The following is a 23,299-nucleotide window of genomic DNA, read 5'->3' on the forward strand; positions in this document are numbered from 1 at the left end:
GAAGGCAGCCATGGCCAAAGCAGTGAGGAGCTTGCCCCCAGGGCAAACGACAACAGACGCAGATCCATGGAGCAAGTATTTAGCAAGGTTCAGAACATGCCCAAACGAATCATACAGCGCTGGCTACCCGACCCGGCGACCCTCAAGGAACACAAGCACTTGCGACTCTTTGGCAAGCTGCTGCTGGATGCCAACCTCTGGCATCTCAACCGGCGCTCCGCCGCCGGTGCCTGTGCGGTCGGCCTCTTCATGGCCTGGGTTCCCCTCCCCTGCCAGATGCTGCTGGCCGCTGGCGGCGCCATCGCCTGCCGGGTCAACCTGCCCCTCTCGGTGGCCCTGGTCTGGCTCTCCAACCCCCTGACCATGCCACCGCTGTTTTATGGCGCCTATCTGGTGGGCTGCCAGTTGCTGGGGCAACCCTCCCAGCACATCGAGATCACCTTCACCTGGGCCTGGCTGGTGTCGGTGTTCGAGACGGTGGCCCCGCCGCTCTTGCTGGGCTCCCTGGTGCTTGCCCTGCTGAGCGCCCTCGTCGGCTATGTCCTGGTTCGCGCGGGCTGGCGCCTGAGCACGGTGCGCCAGTGGCAAAAACGCAAGGTGGCGCGCCCATGCTGAATCGCTGGTTGGCCCGCTTCAAGATTGACCCCGATACCCTGCGCCAACAGAAGTGGTTCGCCCTCTTTGGCGAGCGACTGCTGACCCCCGCCCTCTGGCAAGGGGGAACGCGGGCCCTCTGTGGCGCCGTGGCGGCCGGGCTGTTCGCCAGCTGGGTCCCCATGCCCATGCACTCCCTGGTGGCCGTCGCCCTGGTGCTGGCGTTCAGCTTCAACCTGCCGCTGGCCCTCTTGGCGGTCTGGTTCAACAACCCGCTGACGCTCCCCTTCATGTACCTCTACGCCTATCGTACCGGTTGCCTGGTGCTGAACGAGACGCCAGCCCCCTTCCATCTCACCTGGTCCCTGCACTGGCTGGAGCAGGAGGCAGCCACCCTGGTGCCCCCCTTCCTGCTCGGCAGCCTGCTGCTGGCGGTGCTGAGCGCCGCCGCCGGCGCCTTGCTCACCCTGCTGCTGTTGCAACTGGGCAAGCTGACCCGCCCCCGCTAGGTTGCCAGCACGCCGTCCTTGTCTCGGGCGGCGTGCCTTGCCATCGTCTGCCTCTGCCACCACACTCCTTGTAACCCGTTGTTTTTCGACCCCCATTCGAAACAAGGAGCCCACCATGGCCAAACCGCTCACGCTGGCCCATGCCAATGGCAACCCCCTCTCCCTGCTCCCCGCCATGGCCAATCGCCACGGCCTTATCACCGGGGCCACCGGCACCGGCAAGACAGTCACCCTGCAGGTGCTGGCGGAGGGGTTTTCCCGCCTCGGCGTGCCGGTCTTTCTGGCAGACGTGAAGGGGGATCTGAGCGGCCTGGGCGCCGCCGGCACCCCCTCTGCCAAGCTGGATGCCCGTCTGGCCCAGCTCGGCCTTCAGGCACCCGACTTTGCCGCAAGCCCCACCCTGTTCTGGGATCTCTTCGCCGAAGAGGGCCACCCGGTGCGGGCCACCGTCTCCGACATGGGGCCTCTGCTGCTTGCACGCCTGCTCGGCCTCAACGACACCCAGAGCGGGGTGCTGGAGCTGGTGTTCAAGGTGGCGGACGACGAGGGGTTGCTGCTGCTCGATCTGAAAGACCTGCGGGCCATGGTGCAGTTTGCGGGGGAGCACGCCAAGACCCTCACCACCCGCTACGGCAATGTGTCGACCGCCTCCATCGGCGCCATCCTGCGCAACCTCCTCACCCTGGAGAGCGCGGGCGGCGATCACTTCTTCGGCGAGCCCATGCTGGACATCCAGGATCTGATGCAGACCGACGAGGCGGGCCACGGCCATATCAATGTACTGGCCGCCGGCAAGCTCACCCAGTCCAGCCGCCTCTATGCCTGCTTCCTGCTCTGGCTGCTCTCCGAGCTGTTCGAACAGTTGCCCGAGGTGGGGGATCCGGAAAAGCCCGTGCTGGTGTTCTTCTTCGACGAGGCCCATCTGCTGTTCAAGGATGCGCCCAGGGCGCTGCTGGAGAAAATTGAGCTGGTGGTGCGCCTCATCCGCTCCAAGGGGGTGGGCGTCTATTTCGTGACCCAGAGTCCGGCCGACATCCCCGACAGCGTGCTGGGGCAGCTTGGCAACCGGGTGCAGCACGCCCTGCGCGCCTTCACCCCGAGCGATCAGAAGGCGGTACGCATCGCCGCCAACACCCTGCGGGCCAACCCGGCCTTCGACGCCGCCGGAGCCATCACTGAACTGGGGGTCGGGGAGGCGCTCATCTCCCTGCTCGACGAGAAGGGGCGGCCCAGCGTGGTGGAGCGCGCCTTCATCGCGCCCCCGGCCAGCCGCATCGGCCCCCTGAGCGCGGCCGAGCGCCAGGCGCTTATTCAGGGCTCATTGCTCTACGGCAGATACGACACCCAGGAGGACAGGGAGTCCGCGTTCGAGCGACTTCAAGAGACATCGCCCGCCGCCGGTGACGAGACCGCTTCCCCACAGACCGACCAGGGCGGCGGTCTGCTGGATGCCTTGAATGGCATCCTGTTCGGTCGCACCGGCCCCCGTGGTGGCCAGCATGACGGGGTGGTGCAGACCGCCGCCAAGAGCGTGGCCCGCACCCTCGGCAACGAGGTGGGACGCCAGCTGATGCGCGGGGTGCTCGGCTCCCTGCTGGGAAGCAGCAAGCGGCGCCGCTGATGCCGGAAAATGAAAAAGCCCGCCGTGTCGGCGGGCTTTTTATGGCTGAAGCAAGGCGCTTGGCGCAGATGCTTCTCTCTTACAACACCTTGGCGATGGCGTCGCAGAGGGGATCAATGTTGGCGCGGGTGATGCCTGCCACGCTGATCCGGCCGGAGCCGACGATATAGATGGCGAATTCGCTCTTGAGGCGCTCCACCTGATCCTTGGAGAGACCGGAGAAGGAGAACATGCCGTTCTGTTCGCGGATGAAACTGAAATCCTGGTTCACCCCCCGCTCGGCCAGCTTCTCCACCAGCAGCTCGCGCATCTCGCGAATGCGCACCCGCATGGCGGCCACTTCTTCCACCCACTCCGCATAGAGGGCCGGGTCGCTCACCACGGTGGTGACAACGGCGGCGCCGTGTGACGGCGGGTTGGAGTAGTTGGCACGAATGACGGTCTTCACCTGGGTGAAGGCGACGTCGGCCACCGCCTTGGTCGCGCAGACCAGGGTGAAGGCGCCGACCCGCTCGTTGTAGAGGCCGAAGTTCTTGGAGAAGGAGCTCGCCACCAGCAGCTCGTCGTGGCACTCGGCGAAGATGCGAAGGCCTTCGGCATCCTCTTCGATACCCCGGGCAAAGCCCTGATAGGCGAAGTCAAAGAGCGGCAGCCAGCCGGCGGCAGCACTCTGACTGGCCAGGGCACGCCACTGCTCGGTGGTGGGGTCGATACCGGTCGGGTTGTGGCAGCAGCCGTGCAGCAGCACCAGATCCCCCGCCTGCGCGTCAGACAGGGAGGCCTGCATGGCGGCGAAGTCGAGCCCCTTGGTGGCGGCGTCGTAGTACTTGTACCACTTGACGGTCAAACCGGCCGCCTGGAACACGCTGACGTGGTTCGCCCAGGTGGGATCGGAGATCCAGATGGTCTTGGCGAGATTGTTGCGTACCACGAACTCGGCGGCGATGCGCAGGGCACCGGTACCGCCCGGCGCCTGCGCCGTCTTGGCGCGGCCGCTGGTCACCAGGGCGGCATCACGGCCGAACAGCAGTTGCTGCACGATGCGGCCGTATTCGATATTGCCTTCGATACCGAGGTAGTTCTTGGTCTTCTCGTCGGTCAAGAGCTTCTGCTCGGCTTGCTTGACGCAGTGAAGGATAGGAGTGGCACCGGTCTCATCCTTGTAGATACCGACCCCCAGATTGATCTTGTGGCTGCGAGTGTCGGCACGGAAGGCTTCGGTCAGGCCCAGGATCGGATCCGCTGGGGCGGCAACAACCTTTTCAAACATGGTATTCCCTGTAGTCCGTTGAGTTCGTTGGCTGGCAAAGTAGGTTGGCAAACAAAAGCGCCCGTCCAGGGAGCGCTTCGTCAGCTCTTTATACCACTGCCTTCCATAGGGGAAAACCGCTTTCTCGGCGCCGCCTCAACCAATCCCGTGCCAATCCGGTGCCAGGGCACACACCTCGACCGACAGACCCCGATTCGACTCCACCAGATCATTGCACTGCGCCAGCAGCGCACGGGGGATACGGCTCGGCTCCCAGGGCCGGCCATCCCCCAGGGGAGCCCCGTAAGCCGCCTTGATGGGCACCAGATCCCGGGGCAGCCACCAGCTCGCCGGTCTCCCCAACCGCTGGGCCAATGCCAGTACTCTGTCGACCCCGGCCGGATCCAGGGCTGTGAGGTGGCTCCAGAGGGTCTGGGGCGGCAAGGCGGCGATCAGGGGCTCCAGCGTGCCGGGATCCTCGGCGGGATACCAGACCAGCAGGGCGTCGGCGGGCAGTGGCAACTCGGCGAAGGCGCCGACGGCATCGGTCGTGATCACCCGCTGTATCTCCCCCTCTCCCCAGAGGATCTTGCCAATCTGCGCCAGGGTGCGGGCTGGCAGCGCCACCTCCCCCAGGGTCTGGAGCCAGGGGGCGACATCCAGCAGGGTGCCGCCGCTGAGAAACAGGCTGAACGGCCGTGCGGCCCGCAGACGAAGGGGCAGATCACTGCAAAGCCGGATCCCCTTGTCTTCGAAATCGATCTGCTCGATGGGGCTGAAATGGCCCTCCCCCTTGCGATACAGGGCCGCCAGCACCCGCTCGTTGACCCTCTCCCCCAGTTGCCAGCCGTGGGATTGCAGCCACTCCTCGGGTTCCGGCGGGGCACTGGCCATCTTCGCCAGCATCAGCTCCCGGGTCAAATAGCGGTGCCCGGCAGGGGTGAGCTCATAGTGATGATTGCCAAGGGCCAGCAGCAACTGGTTGTCCCGAAGCATGCCGATGAGCGGCTGCCATTGACGACCGCGAACAGCCTGGGGGCCGCCTCTCAGCAACTGCTGTGCCAGCGCGCGCCACTCGGGGTGGGTGAAATCGATCAAAGGCATCCTTCCCTGTCGGCCAATCTGCTTCAACAAATTGAATAATCTAGCGATTTACCAGAGGAGAACCAAGGGTGCAAAGAAGACAACGTGATATGGCGCAGGGCCAGAGGACGAAAAGTGGTGAAGGGGCCAAAAAACAGAACGGCCAAGCAAGCTTGGCCGTTCATCAACTAAATCAGCGCAGAGGCTAGATTAGAAGTTGTATTGCAGGGCAACAGTGAACTCGTCGTCCTTGTCGTTGATACCCTGGATTTTGTACTCGGTGTACGCCTTGAACTTGGAAGTGAAGTTGTACTGCACGCCCAGCAGGGTTTCGTCGACGATGTCTTCGTAAGAAGAACCGGCGGAGTTGGACAGTACCTTGCCTTCGGCGAAGTTGTAACCGGCCAGGAAGGTCCAGGCGTCAACGTTGTAGGAAGCAGCCAGCTCGTAGCCACGGCCCTTGTCCTTGTTGTTGCCTTGGGTGGTGTTGTCGTAGCTCAGGTCACCCTGGGTGTACATACCGGCGAAGTAGAAACCGTTGATGGCGTAGTGTGCGCCCAGGGCCCACTCTTTCTTGTCGCCAGAAGCGGTGCTGACGGTGCTTTCCAGGTCGGAGTAAGCGTAACCGGCGTTCAGGCCCAGACCGAAGTCGAAGTCATAGCCAGCAGCAGCGGCGTAGCCGTAGTTGCGTTTGACTTTCGGACCGTAGACGTCGGTTTCCTTGATGCCTTGACCGATGTCAGTAACCTTGACGGCTACGTCATCGTTGGTCTGGTAGGACACTTTGCCCTTGAAGCCACCGAAGGTGTTGGAGTAGATGATCTGGCCTTCTTGACGACCGTCGTAGAAGTTACCTACGTCACCCCATTCGTTGAAGATATCGGTCGGCTCCAGCACGTCGTAGAACGCGGTGTCGGTCTGGCCGAAGATGATCTTGCCGTACTGGGTACCGTCCAGGCCGACATAGATGTGACGGGAGTTGAACTTGTTGTCAGAGTTTTCGGCGGATACTTGCCACTCGGTCTTGGCGATACCGGACCAGGTGTTGTTCAGGCCGACTTTGCCGGACCAGCCCAGACGGGAGGAACCAACCAGTTCAGCGTCGGTATCGTCGTGTTCACCGTAGTAGTTGGCTTGAACACGGCCGTAAATGTCAAAGGAGGTGCCGTCTTTGTCGTAAACGACAGCAGCGTTGGCTGCGGATGCGAACAGAGCCGGGATAGCAATAGCCAGAATTGTCTTTTTCATAGTTTCCAATGCCTACTGTAATTAAACACTAAGTCCTTGTTATTCCCTGTGTTAGCGATGTTCTTTGCATCACTATGGCGCCGAGACTATCACCGGGTTTTCGAATCCGCAATGAAAAAACTTGGAACTTTTTATGAAAACCATAGTCACAGGGAAAAATTTGTGAGCTGAATCTCACAATGTTTGCCCCATCAGGGAAAACGTTTACAGCGATACTCTCTGCCTGAATCCCTCTTTTTTGGTGGTTTATTGCAACCCCCTGTTCCCTCATAACATATTTGCAAAGCCGGGGCTGACCCGACTGCTTCTCCCCTGCCTCGACCCGGGCCGCCTGTTGCGGGTATCCTGTTGCCATCCACACCGACACGGCCACACCTTCTTTATGCTATCGACTCGCCTCAAAGCCACCATCCGCAGTACCTATCGCCAGATAGCCGATGGTTTACCCGGTTTTGTGCCGCGCAAGGAGCAGAATTTCCTGGTTGCCGAAATCGCCAAGACCCTGACGGGAGAATATGACAGGAGTCGCCGCATCCTGGTGGCCGAGGCTGGCACCGGCATCGGCAAGTCCCTCTCCTATGCCCAGGGGGCCATACCAGTGGCACGGCTGACCCAGAAGAAGCTGGTGATCTCCACCGCCACCGTGGCCCTGCAGGAGCAGCTCATCCACAAGGATCTTCCCTTTTATCACCGTCACAGCGAGCTGCCGTTTCGTTTCATGCTGGTCAAGGGGCGCCAGCGCTACTGCTGCGAGCACCTGCTGGAGCAGGCGGCAAACGGCAGCGAGATGGCCAATTTCGAACTCGACTTCGGCGCATTGAGCAAACACAAGCCATCGGATGCTGACAAAGCGTGCTACCAGGGGCTGTGGCAGGCCTACACCGAAGGCAAGTGGGACGGGGATCGGGACAACTGGCCCAAACCCATTCCAGACCCTTGCTGGGATCGCATCGCCGCCGACCGCCACACCTGCAACAAGGCCCTGAGCCACCATCAGCACTGCCCCTTCCATCGGGCCCGCAACGACATGGACGCGGCCGATGTGCTGGTGGTCAACCACGCCCTGCTGCTCTCCGACCTCACCATGGGGGGCGGCATCATACTGCCGCCACCGGACGAGTGCATCTATGTGCTGGACGAAGCCCATCACCTGCCCACCATCGCCCGGGATCACGGCGCCGCCAGCGCCAGCATCAAGGGATCCCGCCGCTGGCTGGAAAAGCTGGTGCAAAGCGCTGGCAAGCTGGCCAGGACGCTGAACAAGGAGAGCCTCCTCGACCCCCAGCTCAGACTGCAGGATGCCCTGGCCTCTCTCCAGCCGGATCTCAAAGCCCTCGAGCAGTGGCTCACCAGCAATGACCACCTCTTTGGCGGCGAGCCCCACCACAGATTCGCCGATGGGGTGCTGCCGGATCCCCTGCCCATGCTGGCGGAAAACCTCAAGGAGGCGAGCAAGAAGGCGTTGCGGGCGCTGGACAGAATGCAGGGGGCCATCGGCGAGGCGCTCAAGGATGGCGAAATCCGTCGCAAGGAGGCCGAGCCTCTGCTGGCGGAGAGCGGTTTTCACTTGCAACGGCTCGAGAGCTTCTGCGCCCTCTGGGAGATGCTGAGCCGCCATGTTCCCACCGGCAAGACCCCCCTCGCCCGCTGGATGGCCAGAAGCGAGGACGGGGACATCTGGCTGCACGCCTCCCCCATCGAGGTGGGGTATCTGCTGGAGGAGTGGCTCTGGTCCCGCTGTCTCGGGGCCGTGCTGGTATCAGCGACCCTCACCGCCCTCTCCTCCTTCAGTTATTTTCGCCACCAGGTGGGACTCAAGGAGCATGACGGCACCCGCTATCTGCGGCTGCGCTCCCCCTTCGACTACCACAAGGCCGAACTCTATCTGCCCAAGATGGCCCATGAACCCAGTGCCCCCGCCTTCACCCAGGAGTTGATCGATACCCTGCCCCGCCTGCTGGCAGGCAAGGAGGCCAGCCTGGTGCTCTTCTCCTCCTATCGCCAGATGAACGAGGTGGCGGTGGGGCTGCGGACCAAGGGGATGTCGCTCCTGGTACAGGGGGAAGCGTCCCGCAGCGCCCTGCTCCTCTTGCACAAACAGAAGTGCGACGGCGGCCAGGCCAGCATCCTCTTTGGCACCGGCAGCTTCTCGGAAGGGCTGGATCTGCCTGGCCACTACCTCACCAACCTGGTGATCACCAAGCTCCCCTTCGCGGTGCCCAACTCCCCCGTGGAAGAGGCAACCGCCGAGTGGATAGAGCAGCGCGGCGGCAACCCCTTCCTGCAACTGACGGTGCCGGAGGCGTCGCGCAAGCTCATCCAGGCCTGTGGCCGCCTCATCCGAAAAGAGGCGGATCGGGGGCGGGTCACCATCCTGGACCGGCGCCTGCTGACCAAGCGCTACGGCAAGGGGCTGCTGGACGCCCTCCCCCCCTTCACCCGACGCATCGAGTGACACGGCTGACGCCCGCCATGCGATCCCCTGTCTCTCATGTCAGGAGGGGGCAGGAAGATAGAAGAGCACGCTGCCCGCAGGACTCGGGGCAGCGGGATCCACACCCCGCACACCGGAAGGCGCCATAAACGGCTATTGCCGCTGTGGGGCAAACCTGTAAAAATGACCCCCTATTTTTCAGTGGGCAATTGCCTGACTGTTCAAGGAGATGAAATGAAACTGACTGTTCTGGTACCGGCCCTGGCTGGTCTGTTGTGGGCAGGTAGCGCCCTGGCCGCTAGCCAACTGGAAATTACGAATCCCTATGTCATCCAGCTGCTCGATGGCGAACCCGTCAACCCCCAGCTGCTCGACAAAGCCACCGTCTTCTCCCTGGAGCCCGGCAGGCACCAGGTCGTGGTCGCCTTCGAGGGCAACTACTCCAGCCGCAGTGAAACCAAGCTGGTCACCGCCGAGCCCCTGGTGATCAACTTCACCGCCGCCGACAACCAGCAACTCTTCCTCGACTTCAAGAAGCCCCGCAAGGAAGAAGAAGCCAAGCGTTTCGTCAAGGAACAGAACGTCGTTCTGAAAGACAAATCCACCGGCCAGGTCCTGAAATCCGAGCAGTTCGTCATGCCGACCGTGGGTGGCTTCCAGCTGACCCGTGACTATCAGCAGGAGCTGCTGAAGATGGGCAAGGCCTTCAACCAGCCCAAGACCGTTTCCGTCTCCACCGCCGCCGTGATGGCTGCCGCCAGCGCACCGGTGGAAGTGGCCCCGAGCAAGGCCATGAGCAACCCGGAAGCCCTGACCCAGCTGCAGAGCTGGTACAACAAGGCCGATGCGGAGACCCGCAAAGCCTTCCAGATCTGGGTGATCCAGCAGCAGTAAGGCGCATCGCACGCCTACATCGAGGGGAGCCTGGCTCCCCTTTTTCATACCCGTTCATGGCCGATGCTTCATGTCACTGCGCATCTTCTATCACCCCCACTACTCCGCCCTGACACTGCCCGAGCGTCACCGCTTCCCCCTGGCCAAGTACCAGGCGCTGTTTGAACGCCTCGTCGCCCTCGACTATCCGCTGGCACAGGCCACCCCTGCCAGCCGTGAGCAGATAGAGAAGGTGCACGATGCGGCCTATGTACAGGCCGCCCTCGCCGGCACCCTCGATGAAGGGGCCATTCGCCGGCTCGGCTTTCCCTGGTCTCCCCTGCTGATAGAACGTACCATGCACTCGGTCGGCGCCACCCTGGCCGCCAGCCGCCACGCCCTTGCGCAGGGCTGCGGACTGCAGATCTCCGGTGGCTACCACCACGCACACCGGGGATTTGGCAGCGGCTTCTGCCTCTTCAACGACCTTGTGATCGCAGCGCGAACCTGCCTGGACGAGGGACTCTGCGAGCGGGTACTGATCGTGGATCTCGATGTCCATCAGGGAGATGGCAGCGCGCCCTGTGCACGGGCAGCCGTGACATCATCACCCTCTCCCTGCACGGGGAACACAACTTCCCCCGCCACAAGCCAGCCTCCCATCTGGACTTTCCCCTGCCAAGCGGCATGGAGGACGACGCCTATCTCGAGACCCTGGACCAGGCCCTCGCCCTAGCTCATCGCCTCTACGCCCCTGACTTCATCCTCTATCAGGCCGGGGTGGATGTGCACCGGGACGACGAGCTAGGCTACCTCTCCCTGAGCGACTCCGGCGTGCGCCAGCGCGATGCCATGGTCTTTGACTCTGCGCTTCGCCACGGGCTGCCCATCACCGCCGTACCGGGAGGGGGTTACCGGCGAGACTGGCAGCAGTTGATCCCGCTGCACCTCTCGCTCTTTGAAGTAGCAAGGCACCGGTTTGGTTGAGCGGCACCACCCGGCCCATGACGAAAAAGAGGCGACCCTTGGGTCGCCTCTTCTATATCCGTGCACAGGGATGATGACGCCGTCTGCCCTCAGGCATGGGCCATTGGCGTCGGGTGCTCGCCCATCTTGCGCAGCAGCATCAGCAGATAGACCAGGGAGACCCCGGCAATCACCATGAACAGCAGATGATCCGAGTAGTGCTGCATCAGGAGCGCCGTCAGGGTGGGCCCGAGCAGGCTGCCGATGGTGTAGCTCAGCAGCAGCGCCTGGTTCATGGCCACCAGTTGATGCTGCTCCACCTTCTCGCAGGCCCAGGCCATGGCCACCGGATAGAGCGTGAAGCCCGCGGCCCCCAGAATGAACAGCGTCGGTCCCATGGCCGCGTTGCCGAGCATCGCCATGGCCCCCAGGATCACCACCAGCACCTGTACCCGCAGCACCGGCAGGCGCCCGAAACGATCCGCCAGACGCCCCACCGGCCATTGCCCCAGGATGCCTGCGCTCACCATCACCGCCATCCAGTAGCCGATGGCCCCGTCGCTCACCCCCTGGTGGTTCAGATAGAGCGGCATCAGACCATAAAGCACCCCCAGCACGATGCCGGAGAGGATGCAGCCGTTCACCCCCAGACGCGCCTGACGCATACGCAGCATCGGCCAGACCGGAGTCCTGGCCTGGTGGTTCCCTGACGGACTGGCGATGCGGGTGAACAAGAGCGGCAGCATGGCCGCCAACACCAGGGCGGTCAGCCAGGGCAGCACCGCCATCAGCGACGTCGGCACCTTGCTCACCAGCAGTTGCCCAAGCACAGTGCCCACGTAATAGACCATCATGTAGGCGGCCAGCAGGCGACCCCGATTGCGGGCGTTGCCGCTGCACATCAGCGCGCTCTCCACCACCACCCAGATCATGGCGCAGCCGACCCCGGCGATGAATCGCCAGGCGAGCCAGCTCCAGAACGCCAGGGTAATGCCGAGCCCGACGCAGCCTGCGGCAAAGAGCGCACTGGCCAGGTAGTAACTGCGATTGAAGCCGCAGCGGGCGATGAGTCTGCCCGCCAGCAGGGTTCCCAGCAGGTTGCCGGTGAAATAGGAGGAGCCGACCATGCCGACCTGCCAGGTGGGCAGATGCTCATGGGCGAGCCAGAGCGGCACCAGGGTATTCAATACCGCGATGGCCAGGGTCAGCAACAGCAGGCCACAGAGCAGGAGCAGCACCGGGCGGGAGTATGTGGTCATGGATAGAACCGTGGGGAGAGGCAAAATGCGAGCGCATCATGCCACCGCCTGTGCCTTTGTCAATCGGCACTGAGGCCGGGTCGCAAGGTTTTTCTGCCCACCGTGATGGCAACGCGGCACGGCCCTCCCCTGACGGGAGCCTCATCCCCTTGATTGGCCGACACCTTGGTCATGATGAGGGGCAGCGGGCCGTTGAACATCAATCCTCACGCCAGAGCACCATGACCAGAAGAGGCGGCCCAGGGCCGCCTCTTCTTTCTATCAAGCACAACCTATCGTGCACAACGCCGGTCAGCGCTGGCGCTTCTTGGCGTACTTGCGACGAGCCCGGGCCTGGCGCTCCTCTTCCCGCTCCGCCTTCTCCCTGGCTTTCTGCTCAGCCTCGGCCTGGGCTTCCACTATCTCGACGCTCACCATCTCTGGCGTCTCCAGGGAGATCCGCCCCAGCATGCCGGACCGGAATTCATTGACCAGGATTTCCGAGGCCTTGTGCAGATCCGCAAGCCCCCCCTTGCGCATGAAGCCGCGCTGACGGGCAATGAGATCCAGCAGCTCGATCTCGGTCTCCGGCAGCTCGCTCAGCTGGTAGCGTGCCTTGATGCGCTCCGGATAGGCCTTGATGAAGTAGTCGGCGGCAAACATGGCGATGTCGGCGTAATCGAAGACGGTATCCTTGATGGCCGCCGTGATCGCCAGTCGATAACCGCAGGAGGGCGGGTTGAGCTTGGGCCACAGGAAGCCAGGGGTGTCCGTCAGGATGACGTGGTTGTCGAGCTTGATCCGCTGCTGGGACTTGGTCACCCCCGCCTCGTTGCCGGTCTTGGCGATGATGCGCCCCGCCAGGGTGTTGATCAGGGTGGACTTGCCCACGTTGGGGATGCCCATGATCATGGCGCGCACCCCGCGCAGCTCGAAGTTGCGCTCCGGCAGCATCTCGTGGCACAGGGTCAGCAGTTGCTTGATCATCGTAGGCTCCTGCTGGGTCAGGGGCAGTGCCTTGATCCCCTTCTCCTGCTCCATGTGGGCCACCCACAGCTCGGTGATCTCGGGGTCGGCAAGGTCTGCCTTGTTGAGCACCTTGATCACCGGCGTCTCCCCGCGCAGCTCCGGCACCAGGGGGTTCTCGCTGGAGAAGGGGATGCGGGCGTCGAGCATCTCGATGATGACATCGACCTGGGGCATGACCTCTGCAATCTCTTTGCGGGCCTTGTGCATGTGGCCGGGGAACCAGTTGATGGACATATCCGTTACTCTCTCATTGGCATGCGGTCCCCTCTCGGGGCTGCGGGCGCTCGGGGTTGCGGGTGCGTGGTGATGCGCCAGACCGCTGGCACTCATCGCAAGGGGGCGCATTTTACCTGCTGCGGCCCCGATTTGACAGGCTATTCTGGCCGGGTGTTGTCACCCAGGTGGCCGGATGCCCGCCACGCCACCGGGAGGTGAGTGGCAGAACCCAATCAACATAACCCATTGATATAAGATAACATTTACAAAGCGCTTTCACCGCATTGTCATCTCTCTTCACTAAAAGTGTCATCTGCCCCCTCTAGGCTGCGCTCAGGTTTCACAAGGAGCGAACCCCAATGAGAAAGATGGCAGGACTTGCAGTGATGATAGGCGCCGCCCTGGCCGCCGGCTGCAACTCCAACAACGACAGCAACACCCCGGAACCCAGCGCCAAGAACGTGATCTTCTTCCTCGGCGACGGCATGGGTCTCAACACCCTCACCGCCTCCCGGATCTATGGCGTCGGCGAAGAGGGCAGCCTCACCATCGACACCCTGCCGGAAACGGCCTTCATCAAGACCTTCTCCCACGATGCCCAGGTGACCGACTCGGCCCCCTCCATGGCGGCCTACATGACCGGGGTCAAGAGCAACAACGGCGTCATCAGCATGGACAGCGACGCCACCCAGGAGAGCGATTGCAGCCAGAGCGGCGGCAAAGCGGTGACCACCCTGCTGGAGCTGGCCAAGGCCGATGGCCGCGGCACCGGCGTGGTCACCACCACCCGGGTCACCCACGCCACCCCGGCCGCCACCTATGCCCATATCTGCAACCGGGATCTGGAGGCGGACATCGCCGCCCAGCTGGTGCCGGGCGGCGCCGGCTACAACAGCGCCCTGAAAGAGGGGCTGGACGTGGTGCTCGGGGGCGGCAGCGGCTTCTTCCTGCCCAGCGCCGACAAAGGCAAGCGGACCGATGGTCGCAACCTCATCGACGAGATGAAGGCGAAGGGCTATCAGTTTGCCGCCACCCTTGACGAGCTGAACCAGGCCGATGCGAGCAAGCCGCTGCTGGGCCTGTTTGGCTCAAGCCACATGAAATATGACCTGGACCGACCCGCCAGCGAGCCATCACTGGCCCAAATGACCCTGGCTGCCATCAAGCAGCTCAAGGGCAAAGAGAAGGGCTACTTCCTGATGGTGGAAGGGGGGCGCATCGACCACGCCCTGCACGACACCAACGCCAAGCGCGCCCTGCAGGATACCCTCGCCTTCGACAACGCCATCCAGGCCGCCATCAATGAAGTGAAGAAAACCGATCCCGAGCTGAAAAACACCCTGATCGTGGTCACCGCCGACCATGACCACACGCTTGTGCTCAACGGGTACGCCAAGCGCACCGGCAAGACCACGGCAGGCAATGCGGGCGTGCTCGGGCTGGTGAAGAACTACGAGACCGGCGAGCCGAGCAAGGATAGCGATGGCATGCCCTACACCATCATCGGCTTTGGCAACGGCTACAACCGGGTGGACGGCCCGCGCAGCAGCGTGGCGGCCCTCGATGACGCTACCGCCTCCGCCGACGACTATCACCAGGAGGTGGTGGTCAAGGTGGGCGAGATAGGCAACGAGACCCACGGCGGTACCGATGTCTTCCTCGGCGCCATCGGCCAGGGAGCGGAGCGCTTCCACGGCTCTCTCGACAACACCGCCGTGTTCGGCAAGATCAAGGCTGCGGCCAAGCTGTAAGGGATTATCAGGATGAACATCACCATGAAAAAGACGCTGGTCTGCACCGCCCTGCTCGGCACGCTTGGCGGCCTCTCCCAGGCGCACGCCGCCGATGCCAAGAACGTCATCCTCTTTATCGGTGACGGCATGGGCCCCACCGTGCTCACCGCCACCCGCCTGTTCAAGGTGGGGGAAGAGGGGGATCTCGAGATGATGAAACTGCCCCAGAGCGCGCGCATCAAGACCTTCTCCCACGATGCCCAGACCACGGACTCCGCCCCCTCCATGGCGGCCTACACCACCGGCGTCAAGATGAACAACGAGGTGATCGCCATGAGCAGCGACACCAGGGCCGTGGCACCGTCCAAGGATGCCAACGGCAACAAGGGCATCAACAACTGCACCAGCGACAACGGAAGCCCGGTGCCCACCCTTCTCGAGCTGGCCAAGGCAGCGGGCAAGTCGGTGGGGGCCGTCACGACCACTGAGCTCACCCATGCCACCCCGGCGGCGACCTATTCCCATATCTGCCACCGGGATGCGGCCTACGCCATCGCCGAGCAGGCGGTACCGGGCGGAGCCGGCTTCAATCAGGCGCTGGGGGATGGGGTCGATGTGCTGATGGGGGGCGGCGCCAACCACTGGACGCCCTACAGCGCCAGCAACAAGGGCGGCCGGGCCGACGGCCGGGATCTCACCGCCGAGCTGACCGCCCGGGGCTACCGCTATGTCACCACCAAGGATGAGCTCTCTGCCGTCAACTCGGGCAAGGTGCTGGGGCTGTTCAGCACCAAGTCCCACCTCGACTACGAACTGGACCGCGTCGCCAAGGGGGCGGCCAGTACCCAGCCGTCCCTCTCCGAGATGACCGCCAAGGCGATCGATCTGCTCAGCCAGAACAGCCAGGGCTACTTCCTGATGGTGGAGGGGGGGCGTATCGACCACGCCCTGCATGCCACCAACGCCAAGCGATCGCTGACCGATGCGGTGGCGCTGGACGAGGCGGTCAAGACGGCCCTCGGCAAAGTGGATTTGAGCGATACCCTGATCGTGGTCACCGCCGACCACGACCACACCATGACCATCAACGGCTATTCCGCCAAGGGCAACAAGGTGCTGGATCTGGTCAAGAACGCCGATGGCTCGACCCAGAACGACGCGGACGGCAAGCCGTTCACTACTCTGGTATTCGGCAACGGCCCCAACCGCCAGGACCAGCGCCCCACCCTCACCAGCGATGAGGTGATGGCGGATGACTACCTGCAGGAGACCGGGGTCAAACTCGGCTCCGAGACTCACGGCGGCGGCGATGTGATGCTGTTCGCGGGCGGCGCCGGCAGCAGCCAGTTCAAGGGCACCCTCGACAACACCCGGGTGTTCGGCAAGCTCAGGGAGGCCCTCGGCCTGTGATAAAGGGGCCCGGCACCGCGCCGGGCCCGTTTTCCGTCGAGCGAGAGACGATGATGAAATATCTGCTTTCTTTATGGCTGCTGGGCAGCGCCCTCTCCTTCCCCCTCCTGGCCGACGAGGTGCCCGATCTGGCCGCCCGCATCCGCTACGTGGACAGGGTGACCGGCAGCGACGGCATCACCCGGGAGAGCCAGTGGCAGGAGAAGTGGCTGCGGGTCGGTGACCAGGTGTGGAGCCAGCGGCTCATTCCCGTTCCCCTGGCCCGTGCCTATCACGCCACCCACGATGCCCGCCCCGGCCACAAGCACTTCACTCACCAGATGGCGGCGCGCTGGGTCACCCGCAGCGAGGGAGACGCACTCCAGTTGCGCTACGCCGATGCCTGGCACAACCAGCTGGTGGAGGTGCCGCAGGAGGAGTACGGCCAGGTGGCCTTCAAGCCGGAGTGGGCGCGGATCCGCCACCTCATCAACCCTGCCCTGTTAGAGGGAATGACACCGCTGGATGAGGCCGCCCCCGACCAGGCGAACTGGTATGAGACCCGTGAAGGTCGCCAGCGTACCCGCATCCTCTGGTCGAGCCGCTGGCAGTTGCCCCTGGTGGTGGAGTCGGCAAGCCTCGACGGTTATCGCAGCTACCGGATGGAGGTGACGCTCAAGCCGCTGCCAAAGACCCTCCCCTGGCAGCAACTGGCAGGGTACCAGACCCTGGATCTCCGGGATTTCTTCGACTGATCCCCCCAGGCGGCAATCGCCTGGCTGACATGGCGTAACGGGATGTTACACTCTCTGTACTCATCCCGGACCCGAACATCCATGCGCCTTGTTATTCTGCTTCTGCTGCTCTCCCCTCTGATCGTCTGCGCCTTTTCGGCCCGTGCCGTGGTCGTCGTGGCCGCGGACATTCCCCCCTATGTGATCCGCGCCCAGCAGGGTGCGCCGAGCGGCATGGCCATCGAGGTACTGGAGGAGGCTGCCCGCCGCCTCGGGGAACCGCTCGAGATCGAGTTGATGCCGCTGGCTCGCGCCCTCAGCCAGGCCAGCCACCGCCCGGATGTCCTGTTGTTGCCCCCGGCCCGAAACCCCCAGCGCGAACCACTGTTTCTCTGGATTGCCCCCCTGCTGGAGGAAGCCTTCGTGCTGGTCAGCCATCGCCGTCACCATCCAGCGCCGCTCTCCATGAAGACACTGCCAGGCCTCACCGTTGGCGTGATGCGTGGCTCCCATAGCCAGAGCCTGATCCAGCCGCTGACAGGGGTTACCCGGGAGCTGGTCACCGAGGAGGTCAGCAACGCCAGCAAGCTGGCGCGCGGCCGCATCCAGGCATGGGCGGTGGCCTGGAACACCGCCCGTTACAACCAGCAGCGGGCGGGTCTGCCGCTCCCGGACCTGGTGCGGGGCGAGACCTTGCAGCAGAGCACCCTCTACCTGGCCGCCAGCCCCCGCTTCTCCCGCAGCGAGGCGCTGCGCTGGCGCCGGGTCATTCAGGAAATGAGGGAGGATGGCAGTCTCGCGCGCATCCTGCACCAGTACGATTACCAGGCTCCCTGATGAGACAGTCAGTCCAATTGCCAAACCACCCCAGAATGGTTATGGTATCTCCATGAAAGCAATCATAATTTTTTCCAGTACGCTCACACCCCGCTGAGCCCCCGCCCTCGCCCCGCTGCGCGAGTCGCTCGGGGGCATCGCTTTTGCTGTCTGCTTTTTACCCTTGCACCGTTTTTTGTCGACCAGTCTGCCCGTCATCCTGGTCCCTTCAGTCATTGATAAGGAAATACCCTATGAAACAGCCTCATCTCGTCATCTCCAGCCTGGATCTGGATCGCATCGAACAGCTGCTTGGCAACCACCCCCAGCACCTTGCCCTGCAAGAGGAGCTGGATCGCGCCGAGATCCGCGAACCCGCCGACATGCCGCCGGACGTGGTGACCATGAACAGCACGGTGCGCTTCAAGATGCAAAACAGCGGCAACGACTTCTGCCTGACGCTGGTCTATCCGAAGGATGTGCAGGGGGACGAGTCGAAGATCTCCGTGCTGGCGCCAGTGGGCAGCGCCCTGCTGGGGCTCAAGGTGGGTGACAGCATCGCCTGGCCGGGGCCAGCCGGTCGCACCATCCAGGTGGAGATCCTGGAAGTGGTCTATCAGCCGGAACGCGCGGGGGAGTTGCACCGCTGACAGGCCGCCAGGCGGCCATTCTGGTCTGATGCGACCAGGTGGCTGACTCGGTATGCCTTTGTCCGGTCGGAGCCGACGGCCACCGGCCGGGCATGACCTGACGGGGGATCAGGCCCCCTGACAGATCCGGTTCTTGCCCTCCCGCTTGGCCTGATAGAGAGCGCGATCTGCCTGGCTGAACAGGGTGTCAAAGTGCCATTCACGGGCGCTGGGCACCCACCCCAGGCTGGCCGTCACCCGGACCCCCTTCAGCTCCAGCGTTTCTATTCCCTGGCGGATCTGCTCGCAGCGCGCCTGCTGGGCCAGGGGGTCCCACTCGGGCAACAGCAGCACAAACTCTTCCCCGCCGAAGCGGCTGGCCACCAGATCCCGCTGGCCGGCAAGATAGCGACCCACCGCCTCCAGCACCCTGTCCCCGGTCTCGTGACCGTGGCGATCGTTGATCTGCTTGAAGTCGTCGAGATCCAGCACCACCAGCGCCCCCTGCCTTGCCATCGTCACGCAGTGATCCATGAAGCCGCGCCGGTTCAGGAGGCCGGTCAGGGGATCCTGGCTGGCCTGTCGCCGCAGGGCCAGGGCCCGGTACTGGGTACAGATCAGCAGCACCCCGAAGGTCGACAGATAGTTGCCCATCAGCATGGAGAGGAAGGGGAGCACATTGACCACATGCTGATCCATCAGGACCCGCACCTCGCCGCCGAGCAAGGCCCCCATGCGCACCAGATTGAAACCGTAGAGCAGGATGTTGACCACGGTGAACACCAGCACCGCGGGCAGATAGTCAGGGTAGCCATGGCGCCAGATGAGCCAGACAATCACCGCCCCCACCATCATGTAGCTCAGGCAGGCCAGCAGCACCCGGGGGGCCATCTTGTCGTTGAAGATGACGCTCCAGCAGAGGATCAGCAGGTAGACCAGCATGAAGAGGGTGAATGCCCGCCAGTTTGGCGGCTCCCCGAAGAAGCGCTGGATGGCGAGTGGCATCAGGGCGAGGCAGAAGGTGATGAGCAGGTTGGCCAGCCAGATCCCCGCGATATGGGGGGCAAATGCCTGCATGAAGAAGAGCGATTGCGCCGCCAGGGCACAGAGGCTGGACCACCACCAGAGCCCGAGACCGGGTATTTCCCTGTGGGTCCACCAGATGATGGAGAGGGTGATGAATCCCAGGCTGTAGCCCCCGAGGGCCATCAACATCAGGGTAAATACGTCCAGATTGAGCAGAATTGAGGCGTCCATTCCCGAACCTTCCAATGGGGATGGCTGAGTATATGGGAAGCCCATGACAAGACACAGAGGGAGCCTATGGGCCGGGCAAAAATATTTGCCCGGCTCGCACGCCCTACTCCCCGTGAAGCGTGCCGAACAACGCCCTGTCTGTGCCCGGATTTTCCACCGAGACGGCCGCCGGATATTTTGCACTTGAACCGGCGCCATTAGATAGATATGTTGTTTTCATGTGGTTTTATGAGTCACCACGAGGGATAAAAGTCTCCATAACTTATTGAGTCTTCTGGCACAAACAGGTTTTGGTACATTTTTCATCCAACGAACCATTCATAGAATCTCATATGGGGCTTTTGCCCCGACCAAGACAATAATCCTGTCTTGCCTGCTGCCGGATGCAGCAGTCTCTTGTGCCATGGAGTCGCACGGGAGCAGGTTCAAGGCCGACCACATTTACGACAGAGACGTCATTTATGATCAAAAAACTCATTCTCTCTACCCTGCTGCTGTGCGGGCTGGCCAACGCCGCGCCCACTTCCACCCTGGATGCCGTGCTGGAACGCGGTGTGCTGCGGGTCGGCTTCGATGCCGGCTATCAACCCTTCGAGATGACCAACAAGCAGGGCCAGTACATCGGCTTTGACGTGGATCTCGCCAAGATGGTCGCCAAGGAGATGGGCGTGAAGGTGGAGTTCGTCAACACCGCCTGGGACGGCATCATCCCCGCGCTCTTGACCGACAAGTTCGACGTCATCATGGGCGGCATGACCGTCACTCCCCAGCGCAACCTGCGCGTGAACTTTGCCGATCCCTACATCGTCGTCGGCCAGACCATTGTGCTTCGCAAGGACAAGGCGGGCGAAATCAAATCCTTCCAGGACCTCAACGATCCCAAATACAAGATCGCGGTCAAACTCGGCACCACGGGCGAGCAAGCAGTCAAGCGCATGATCCCCAAGGCCACCCTGCTGCAGTTTGAAACCCAGGATGACGCCAAGCTGGAAGTGATCAACGGCAAGGTGGATGCCTTCGTCTACGACCTGCCCTACAACGCCATCTTCGCGTCCCAGAACCAGGGCGCCGTGGTGCACCTCGACAAGCCGTTCACCTTCGAGCCGCTGGCCTGGGCCATCCGCAAGGGGGATCAGGACACCCTCAACTGGTTCAACAACTACCTGCGCCAGATCAAGGGCGACGGCAGCTACGACCGTCTCTACAAGAAGTGGTTTGAATCCACCGCCTGGCTGAACCAGCTCAAATAACCTCTCAAAGGGGCGGCATGCCGCCCCTTCACGCAGACTCCCCACACGATAACGACAAAAGAGGTTGTGACAGTGATCAACCCCAAACTCACAAGACAGATGGAAAAACAGCCCAATCAGCTGCTCTGGCACGGGATCTTCCTGCTGCTGGTGCTGGCCGCCATTTTCGGCATCTACAAGGCCGTGCAGGCAGTGGATTACACCTGGCGCTGGGAACGCATTCCCCAGTACATCGCCTATCAGGCAGAACAGAAACACTATGCCGAGTTTGACGGCACCGTGGTCGCGGACAAGGGACAGCTCTTCCTGCAAGACGATCTCGACCCCAGCCGCCGTCAGGCCATCGCTCCCAAGGGCTCCCAGCTGGCTGAAGGGGATACCGTCTTCCTCGGCGATACCCTGGATGTGCAACTGAGCTGGACCGCCGGCCCCATTGCCTGGGGCGTCTGGGTCACGGTCAAGCTCTCCCTGGTGGCGGGCATCTTCGCCATCCTGCTTGGCACCCTGGCCGGGCTCGCCCGCCTCTCCCCCAATCCGGCCCTGCGCAACCTGGCCGTGACCTATGTGGAGCTCATCCGTGGCACCCCGTTGCTGGTGCAGATCTTCATCGTCTATTTCTTTATCGGCACCGTGCTGAACCTCGACCGATTCACCGCTGGTGTGGCGGCGCTCGCGGTCTTCACCGGCGCCTACGTGGCGGAAATCGTGCGCGCCGGCATCAGCTCCATTCACAAGGGGCAGATGGAAGCGGGCAGAAGCCTTGGCATGACCTCGGCCCAGACCATGCGCTACGTCATCCTGCCCCAGGCCTTCAAACGGGTGCTGCCACCGCTCGCGGGCCAGTTCATCAACCTCATCAAGGACTCCTCTCTGGTCTCCGTCATCTCCATCACCGATCTCACCAAGGCGGGGCGCGAAGTGGTCAGCTCCACCTTCAGCCCGTTCGAGGTGTGGTTCACCGTGGCCCTGCTCTATCTGGTGCTGACCGGCACTCTCTCCTTCCTAGTGCGTCGTCTGGAGGTGAAATATGCGCGCAGCAACTGATCCCGTTATCAAGGCGCCATCGGTGTCGAAACGTTCTGCCATCACTGGCACTCCCTGCCCCTTCCCGGTGCGTCGTCTGGAGGTGAACTATGCGCGCTGCAACTGATCCCATCATCAAGGCGACCGGTGTAGAGAAGTTCTACGGCACTGAGGTGCACGCCCTGAAAAACGTCAGCACCCAGGTGGCCGAAGGGGAAGTGGTGGTGATCGTGGGGCCGAGCGGCTCGGGCAAGTCCACCTTCCTGCGCACCCTCAACCAGCTGGAGACCATCAACGATGGCAATATCGTGGTCGACGGCATCAGCCTCACCGAACCCGGGGATGTCAACAAGCTGCGGGAAGAGGTGGGCATGGTGTTCCAGTCCTTCAACCTCTTCCCTCACCTGACGGTGCTGGACAACATCACGCTGGCCCCCCAGAAGGTGAGAGGGCTCTCTCGCCAGGAGGCAGAGGCGCGGGCCAAGGCCCTGTTGCTCAAGGTCGGTCTCTCCAACAAGGCCCAGAGCTACCCCTCCCAGCTCTCCGGCGGCCAGCAGCAGCGGGTGGCCATCGCCCGGGCGCTCGCCATGCAGCCGCGCATCATGCTGTTTGACGAGCCCACCAGCGCCCTCGACCCCGAAATGGTGGGAGAGGTGCTGGACGTCATGAAGGGGTTGGCCCGCGAAGGGATGACCATGGTGGTAGTGACTCACGAGATGGGCTTTGCCCGGGAAGTGGCGGACAGGGTGCTCTTCATGGAGAGCGGCGAGCTGCTGGTGGACGAGAAACCCGCCGACTTCTTCGACAATCCCCCCTCCCCGCGCCTGCGCCAGTTCCTGAGCCAGGTACTCTGACGAGCGCACCGATATTGGCAATCCGGTAAAGGGGCAAACCCGGGCTCGATCAACCGCGCAGCGGTGTCATGCAAATCAAGAAGAGGGAGCCCAGGCTCCCTTTTTTGTTCCAGGTGGCTCGCCCTAGAATCGATACATGCCCGTCAGGCCGGCGAAGTGCTGCTCGGGCAGCACCACGGGTGCCAGCAGCCAGCGATCCGTCCCGTAGGCACCGGCGGCGGCCCCCAGCGCATTGGCCCCCGCATCCAGGGCGGAGAAGGGTCCCTGACCACTGGCCCGCTCGATCAGCTCTGCGGCGATGCCGATGCCGGTCGAGATGCCAAAACCAATCCAGCCCCTGTGCTCCCGATAGCCATAGTGATCCGCGATGGCCGTAAAGCCCGCCCCCATGGCCGCACCACCGACAACATGGCTCAACTCGCTGTTGAAATTGTCATTGGCCATCGCACTCGCACTGAGCAGGCCGAGCATGAGACAAACAGGCGTCCCGTTCATTTTCTCTCCCTCCCAAGGTACTGCCGCTTGCGGTAGATGCCGCGCGCGCTCCTTCTTCA

Annotated in this window: 21 protein-coding genes and 1 pseudogene; 15 read left to right on the forward strand and 7 right to left on the reverse strand. The window is 62.9% G+C overall.

All coding sequences use genetic code 11. The annotated features are described in order from the left end of the window. Window positions 1-96: 96 nt before the first annotated feature. From AB5Y54_RS09600 to AB5Y54_RS09610, 3 genes are all read left to right on the forward strand, one after another. A complete protein-coding gene (locus tag AB5Y54_RS09600; protein WP_010675237.1) occupies window positions 97-615 on the forward strand; it encodes a DUF2062 domain-containing protein in 519 nt (172 codons plus the stop codon). Then, entirely contained in the window at window positions 609-1,103 is a 495-nt protein-coding gene (locus AB5Y54_RS09605; protein ID WP_039040273.1) for a DUF2062 domain-containing protein, read from the forward strand. Before AB5Y54_RS09600 ends, AB5Y54_RS09605 begins: the two co-directional genes overlap by 7 nt. A gap of 115 nt (window positions 1,104-1,218) precedes the next feature. Further along, complete coding sequence (locus AB5Y54_RS09610; RefSeq protein WP_368153522.1) at window positions 1,219-2,724, forward strand: helicase HerA-like domain-containing protein; 1,506 nt, start codon at window positions 1,219-1,221, stop codon at window positions 2,722-2,724. A gap of 79 nt (window positions 2,725-2,803) precedes the next feature. Here the strand turns inward: AB5Y54_RS09610 and AB5Y54_RS09615 are convergent, their stop codons facing one another. From AB5Y54_RS09615 to AB5Y54_RS09625, 3 genes are all read right to left on the reverse strand, one after another. Then, the gene (locus AB5Y54_RS09615; protein ID WP_041213134.1) at window positions 2,804-3,994 is read right to left on the reverse strand and encodes an amino acid aminotransferase; all 1,191 of its coding nucleotides are present in this window, start codon (window positions 3,992-3,994) and stop codon (window positions 2,804-2,806) included. Window positions 3,995-4,129: 135 nt separating this feature from the next. Continuing rightward, window positions 4,130-5,071 (reverse strand): hypothetical protein, encoded by a 942-nt coding sequence (locus AB5Y54_RS09620; RefSeq protein WP_010675241.1) that lies wholly within the window; start codon window positions 5,069-5,071, stop codon window positions 4,130-4,132. Between the two features lie 195 nt (window positions 5,072-5,266). Next, a complete protein-coding gene (locus AB5Y54_RS09625) occupies window positions 5,267-6,304 on the reverse strand; it encodes a porin (RefSeq protein ID WP_069785249.1) in 1,038 nt (345 codons plus the stop codon). Window positions 6,305-6,686: 382 nt separating this feature from the next. Between AB5Y54_RS09625 and dinG the strand changes: the two genes are divergently transcribed. The 3 genes and pseudogenes from dinG (at window position 6,687) to AB5Y54_RS09640 (ending at window position 10,598) form a co-directional block, all read left to right on the forward strand. Next, complete coding sequence (gene dinG, locus AB5Y54_RS09630; protein ID WP_324034263.1) at window positions 6,687-8,759, forward strand: ATP-dependent DNA helicase DinG; 2,073 nt, start codon at window positions 6,687-6,689, stop codon at window positions 8,757-8,759. 213 nt (window positions 8,760-8,972) lie between these two features. Then, window positions 8,973-9,632, forward strand: coding sequence for a DUF2057 domain-containing protein (locus AB5Y54_RS09635; RefSeq protein ID WP_039040268.1), 660 nt, complete (start codon window positions 8,973-8,975; stop codon window positions 9,630-9,632). A gap of 70 nt (window positions 9,633-9,702) precedes the next feature. Next, window positions 9,703-10,598: pseudogene (locus AB5Y54_RS09640) on the forward strand (histone deacetylase). An 89-nt stretch (window positions 10,599-10,687) separates the two neighbouring features. Here AB5Y54_RS09640 and AB5Y54_RS09645 read toward each other — a convergent pair. Together AB5Y54_RS09645 and ylqF are read right to left on the reverse strand one after the other, a co-directional pair. Further along, window positions 10,688-11,836 carry an MFS transporter gene (locus tag AB5Y54_RS09645; protein WP_111896756.1) on the reverse strand — a complete coding sequence of 383 codons (1,149 nt, stop codon included), beginning with the start codon at window positions 11,834-11,836 and terminating at the stop codon, window positions 10,688-10,690. A gap of 291 nt (window positions 11,837-12,127) precedes the next feature. Next, window positions 12,128-13,078 carry a ribosome biogenesis GTPase YlqF gene (ylqF, locus tag AB5Y54_RS09650; RefSeq protein ID WP_041214888.1) on the reverse strand — a complete coding sequence of 317 codons (951 nt, stop codon included), beginning with the start codon at window positions 13,076-13,078 and terminating at the stop codon, window positions 12,128-12,130. Window positions 13,079-13,419: 341 nt separating this feature from the next. Between ylqF and AB5Y54_RS09655 the strand changes: the two genes are divergently transcribed. From AB5Y54_RS09655 to rnk, 5 genes are all read left to right on the forward strand, one after another. After that, window positions 13,420-14,811 (forward strand): alkaline phosphatase, encoded by a 1,392-nt coding sequence (locus AB5Y54_RS09655; protein WP_114522957.1) that lies wholly within the window; start codon window positions 13,420-13,422, stop codon window positions 14,809-14,811. Between the two features lie 24 nt (window positions 14,812-14,835). Continuing rightward, window positions 14,836-16,203 carry an alkaline phosphatase gene (locus AB5Y54_RS09660; protein ID WP_171865824.1) on the forward strand — a complete coding sequence of 456 codons (1,368 nt, stop codon included), beginning with the start codon at window positions 14,836-14,838 and terminating at the stop codon, window positions 16,201-16,203. Window positions 16,204-16,253: 50 nt separating this feature from the next. Further along, the gene (locus tag AB5Y54_RS09665) at window positions 16,254-16,937 is read left to right on the forward strand and encodes a hypothetical protein (protein ID WP_048208747.1); all 684 of its coding nucleotides are present in this window, start codon (window positions 16,254-16,256) and stop codon (window positions 16,935-16,937) included. 81 nt (window positions 16,938-17,018) lie between these two features. Continuing rightward, a complete protein-coding gene (locus AB5Y54_RS09670; protein WP_181824823.1) occupies window positions 17,019-17,753 on the forward strand; it encodes an ABC transporter substrate-binding protein in 735 nt (244 codons plus the stop codon). Window positions 17,754-17,986: 233 nt separating this feature from the next. Beyond that, window positions 17,987-18,382 (forward strand): nucleoside diphosphate kinase regulator, encoded by a 396-nt coding sequence (gene rnk, locus AB5Y54_RS09675; RefSeq protein WP_010675253.1) that lies wholly within the window; start codon window positions 17,987-17,989, stop codon window positions 18,380-18,382. A 108-nt stretch (window positions 18,383-18,490) separates the two neighbouring features. Here rnk and AB5Y54_RS09680 read toward each other — a convergent pair whose 3' ends face one another. Beyond that, window positions 18,491-19,618 carry a GGDEF domain-containing protein gene (locus AB5Y54_RS09680; RefSeq protein WP_368153528.1) on the reverse strand — a complete coding sequence of 376 codons (1,128 nt, stop codon included), beginning with the start codon at window positions 19,616-19,618 and terminating at the stop codon, window positions 18,491-18,493. Window positions 19,619-20,079: 461 nt separating this feature from the next. Here AB5Y54_RS09680 and AB5Y54_RS09685 point away from each other — a divergent pair, with 461 nt between their 5' ends. From AB5Y54_RS09685 to AB5Y54_RS09700, 4 genes are all read left to right on the forward strand, one after another. Continuing rightward, window positions 20,080-20,868: a transporter substrate-binding domain-containing protein gene (locus AB5Y54_RS09685; RefSeq protein WP_010675255.1), complete on the forward strand. Its 789-nt coding sequence runs from the start codon at window positions 20,080-20,082 to the stop codon at window positions 20,866-20,868. A gap of 99 nt (window positions 20,869-20,967) precedes the next feature. Further along, window positions 20,968-21,912, forward strand: coding sequence for an amino acid ABC transporter permease (locus tag AB5Y54_RS09690; RefSeq protein WP_041201654.1), 945 nt, complete (start codon window positions 20,968-20,970; stop codon window positions 21,910-21,912). Further along, window positions 21,896-22,018 (forward strand): hypothetical protein, encoded by a 123-nt coding sequence (locus tag AB5Y54_RS09695; RefSeq protein ID WP_257692682.1) that lies wholly within the window; start codon window positions 21,896-21,898, stop codon window positions 22,016-22,018. Before AB5Y54_RS09690 ends, AB5Y54_RS09695 begins: the two co-directional genes overlap by 17 nt. Further along, on the forward strand, window positions 22,002-22,745 hold the full coding sequence (locus AB5Y54_RS09700) for an amino acid ABC transporter ATP-binding protein (RefSeq protein ID WP_182975867.1): 744 nt from the start codon (window positions 22,002-22,004) through the stop codon (window positions 22,743-22,745). The genes AB5Y54_RS09695 and AB5Y54_RS09700 overlap by 17 nt, the downstream gene beginning before the upstream one ends. 123 nt (window positions 22,746-22,868) lie before the next feature. Here the strand turns inward: AB5Y54_RS09700 and AB5Y54_RS09705 are convergent, their stop codons facing one another. Beyond that, window positions 22,869-23,240 (reverse strand): hypothetical protein, encoded by a 372-nt coding sequence (locus AB5Y54_RS09705; RefSeq protein ID WP_368153533.1) that lies wholly within the window; start codon window positions 23,238-23,240, stop codon window positions 22,869-22,871. Window positions 23,241-23,299 lie beyond the last annotated feature (59 nt).

It is taken from the genome of Aeromonas sp. s9, assembly GCF_040907765.1.
Classification (GTDB): Bacteria; Pseudomonadota; Gammaproteobacteria; order Enterobacterales; family Aeromonadaceae; genus Aeromonas; species Aeromonas caviae.

Excerpts from the sequence above, each read along its gene's own strand:
- AB5Y54_RS09600 (WP_010675237.1), top strand. The coding sequence starts at position 97 with ATGCCCAAACGAATCATACAGCGCTGGCTACCCGACCCGGCGACCCTC.
- AB5Y54_RS09605 (WP_039040273.1), top strand. The coding sequence starts at position 609 with ATGCTGAATCGCTGGTTGGCCCGCTTCAAGATTGACCCCGATACCCTG.
- AB5Y54_RS09610 (WP_368153522.1), top strand. The coding sequence starts at position 1,219 with ATGGCCAAACCGCTCACGCTGGCCCATGCCAATGGCAACCCCCTCTCC.
- AB5Y54_RS09615 (WP_041213134.1), bottom strand. The coding sequence starts at position 3,994 with ATGTTTGAAAAGGTTGTTGCCGCCCCAGCGGATCCGATCCTGGGCCTG.
- AB5Y54_RS09625 (WP_069785249.1), bottom strand. The coding sequence starts at position 6,304 with ATGAAAAAGACAATTCTGGCTATTGCTATCCCGGCTCTGTTCGCATCC.
- dinG (WP_324034263.1), top strand. The coding sequence starts at position 6,687 with ATGCTATCGACTCGCCTCAAAGCCACCATCCGCAGTACCTATCGCCAG.
- AB5Y54_RS09635 (WP_039040268.1), top strand. The coding sequence starts at position 8,973 with ATGAAACTGACTGTTCTGGTACCGGCCCTGGCTGGTCTGTTGTGGGCA.
- AB5Y54_RS09645 (WP_111896756.1), bottom strand. The coding sequence starts at position 11,836 with ATGACCACATACTCCCGCCCGGTGCTGCTCCTGCTCTGTGGCCTGCTG.
- ylqF (WP_041214888.1), bottom strand. The coding sequence starts at position 13,078 with ATGTCCATCAACTGGTTCCCCGGCCACATGCACAAGGCCCGCAAAGAG.
- AB5Y54_RS09655 (WP_114522957.1), top strand. The coding sequence starts at position 13,420 with ATGAGAAAGATGGCAGGACTTGCAGTGATGATAGGCGCCGCCCTGGCC.
- AB5Y54_RS09660 (WP_171865824.1), top strand. The coding sequence starts at position 14,836 with ATGAAAAAGACGCTGGTCTGCACCGCCCTGCTCGGCACGCTTGGCGGC.
- AB5Y54_RS09665 (WP_048208747.1), top strand. The coding sequence starts at position 16,254 with ATGATGAAATATCTGCTTTCTTTATGGCTGCTGGGCAGCGCCCTCTCC.
- AB5Y54_RS09670 (WP_181824823.1), top strand. The coding sequence starts at position 17,019 with ATGCGCCTTGTTATTCTGCTTCTGCTGCTCTCCCCTCTGATCGTCTGC.
- rnk (WP_010675253.1), top strand. The coding sequence starts at position 17,987 with ATGAAACAGCCTCATCTCGTCATCTCCAGCCTGGATCTGGATCGCATC.
- AB5Y54_RS09680 (WP_368153528.1), bottom strand. The coding sequence starts at position 19,618 with ATGGACGCCTCAATTCTGCTCAATCTGGACGTATTTACCCTGATGTTG.
- AB5Y54_RS09685 (WP_010675255.1), top strand. The coding sequence starts at position 20,080 with ATGATCAAAAAACTCATTCTCTCTACCCTGCTGCTGTGCGGGCTGGCC.
- AB5Y54_RS09690 (WP_041201654.1), top strand. The coding sequence starts at position 20,968 with ATGGAAAAACAGCCCAATCAGCTGCTCTGGCACGGGATCTTCCTGCTG.
- AB5Y54_RS09695 (WP_257692682.1), top strand. The coding sequence starts at position 21,896 with ATGCGCGCAGCAACTGATCCCGTTATCAAGGCGCCATCGGTGTCGAAA.
- AB5Y54_RS09700 (WP_182975867.1), top strand. The coding sequence starts at position 22,002 with ATGCGCGCTGCAACTGATCCCATCATCAAGGCGACCGGTGTAGAGAAG.
- AB5Y54_RS09705 (WP_368153533.1), bottom strand. The coding sequence starts at position 23,240 with ATGAACGGGACGCCTGTTTGTCTCATGCTCGGCCTGCTCAGTGCGAGT.